This window comes from Fulverythrobacter fulvus, assembly GCF_037154085.1.
Lineage (GTDB): Bacteria > Pseudomonadota > Alphaproteobacteria > Sphingomonadales > Sphingomonadaceae > Andeanibacterium > Andeanibacterium fulvum.
This window is the reverse complement of the sequence record NZ_JBANRM010000011.1, coordinates 1-2500: the sequence shown is the minus strand read 5'-3', so window position 1 is coordinate 2500 and position 2500 is coordinate 1. Positions and strand designations below refer to the sequence as shown.

The window sequence follows — 2500 nt, the reverse complement described above, 5'->3', positions numbered from 1 at the left end:
TTGCATGTTGAAAAATGCTCGGATGAGTTGTGTTTAGGGGTGAAAGGCCAATCAAACCGGGAAATAGCTGGTTCTCCGCGAAATCTATTGAGGTAGAGCGTCGGATATTTGCCGATGGGGGTAGAGCACTGGATGGGCTAGGGCGGCGCGAGCTGTACCAAACCTAACCAAACTCCGAATACCATCGAGTCTAGTCCGGCAGACAGACGGCGGGTGCTAAGGTCCGTCGTCAAAAGGGAAACAGCCCTAACCTACAGCTAAGGTCCCCAAGTCATACCTAAGTGGGAAAGCATGTGGGAATCCCAAAACAACCAGGAGGTTGGCTTAGAAGCAGCCATCCTTTAAAGAAAGCGTAACAGCTCACTGGTCTAAATAAGGGTTCCTGCGGCGAAGATGTAACGGGGCTAAAGGTATGCACCGAAGCTTAGGGTTCAGTCTTTGACTGAGCGGTAGCGGAGCGTTCCGTAAGCGAGTGAAGCGATCTGGTAATGGGTCGTGGACGTATCGGAAGTGCGAATGCTGACATGAGTAGCGACAAAGAGGGTGAGATGCCCTCTCGCCGAAAGACCAAGGGTTCCTGCGCAACGCTAATCGGCGCAGGGTAAGCCGGCCCCTAAGACGAGCCCGAAGGGGGTAGTCGATGGGAACCACGTTAATATTCGTGGGCCTGGTGGTGTGTGACGGATCGCGGACGTAGTTCGACCTTATCGGATTGGTCGGGCTGCCAAGTGGTTCCAGGAAATAGCCCCACCGTATAGACCGTACCCGAAACCGACACAGGTGGTCAGGTAGAGTATACCAAGGCGCTTGAGAGAAGTATCCTGAAGGAACTCGGCAAATTGCCTCCGTACCTTCGGAAGATGGAGGCCCCATTTATGCGCAAGCATTTGTGGGGGGCACAGGCCAGGGGGTAGCGACTGTTTAGCAAAAACACAGGACTCTGCTAAGTCGGCTTCAAGACGATGTATAGGGTCTGACGCCTGCCCGGTGCCGGAAGGTTAAGAGGAGGAGTGCAAGCTCCGAATTGAAGCCCCGGTAAACGGCGGCCGTAACTATAACGGTCCTAAGGTAGCGAAATTCCTTGTCGGGTAAGTTCCGACCTGCACGAATGGCGTAACGACTTCCCCACTGTCTCCAGGATATGCTCAGCGAAATTGAATTCTCCGTGAAGATGCGGAGTACCCGCGGTTAGACGGAAAGACCCCGTGCACCTTTACTGCAGCTTCAGAGTGGCATTAGGAAAGAACTGTGTAGCATAGGTGGGAGGCTTTGAAGCACCGGCGCCAGCTGGTGTGGAGCCATAGGTGAAATACCACCCTGTTGTTTTTTGATGTCTAACCCAGAACCGTTATCCGGTTCGGGGACCCTCTGTGGCGGGTAGTTTGACTGGGGCGGTCGCCTCCTAAAGAGTAACGGAGGCGCGCGATGGTAGGCTCAGGACGGTTGGAAACCGTCTGCGAGAGTGCAATGGCATAAGCCTGCCTGACTGCGAGACTGACGAGTCGAGCAGAGACGAAAGTCGGTCATAGTGATCCGGTGGTCCCTCGTGGAAGGGCCATCGCTCAACGGATAAAAGGTACGCCGGGGATAACAGGCTGATGATTCCCAAGAGCTCATATCGACGGAATCGTTTGGCACCTCGATGTCGGCTCATCACATCCTGGGGCTGGAGCAGGTCCCAAGGGTTTGGCTGTTCGCCAATTAAAGTGGTACGTGAGCTGGGTTCAGAACGTCGCGAGACAGTTTGGTCCCTATCTGCCGTGGGCGTCGATACTTGAGAGGAGTTGCCCCTAGTACGAGAGGACCGGGGTGAACATGCCTCTGGTGTACCTGTCGTTCCGCCAGGAGCGCAGCAGGGTAGCTATGCATGGACGGGATAACCGCTGAAAGCATCTAAGCGGGAAGCCTCCCTCAAGATTAGGTATCTTCGAGTCGTGATAGACCATCACGTTGATAGGCCGGGTGTGGAAGCGCAGTAATGTGTGGAGCTAACCGGTCCTAATAACTCTGATCATGCTTGATGAATCCCACCATCAATGACAGCCCTGAAAAGGCCGTCCGCGATGGCGGAGGACAATCAGCCAGATACGCCCTTAAAGGCATCGATTAAAACCGTGACACGCCGGCTTCATTGCTTGGTGACCATAGCGTCTGTGACCCACCCGATCCCATCTCGAACTCGGCCGTGAAACCAGACCGCGCCGATGGTACTAACGCTCAAGCGTTGGAAGAGTAGGTCGTCGCCAGGCATTGCAGCCGACGTGCGCACGGAAAAAACCCATTCACAAGTCAAAGGGCTGACCCTAACGGGCAGCCCTTTTGGCGTTTTTGGCTCACGTGCCCTAAACGCAAAACAGGTGACGCGGGGTGGAGCAGTCCGGTAGCTCGTCAGGCTCATAACCTGAAGGTCGTAGGTTCAAATCCTACCCCCGCAACCAACTCTCAATACCAAACACCCATACAACACCAAGCGCAGCTATATCCGATAGCGTGCGTGCTT

General features: G+C 54.7%; 1 tRNA gene and 2 rRNA genes (1 of these 3 cut by a window edge). All 3 read left to right on the top strand.

What is annotated here, in order from left to right:
* Positions 1-2022, top strand: a 23S ribosomal RNA gene (locus tag WFP36_RS16785) (it extends 770 nt beyond the left edge of the window).
* 112 nt (positions 2023-2134) lie between these two features.
* Positions 2135-2249 (top strand): 5S ribosomal RNA (gene rrf / locus WFP36_RS16780).
* Positions 2250-2361: 112 nt separating this feature from the next.
* Positions 2362-2438 (top strand) — tRNA-Met (locus WFP36_RS16775).
* Positions 2439-2500: the final 62 nt, after the last annotated feature.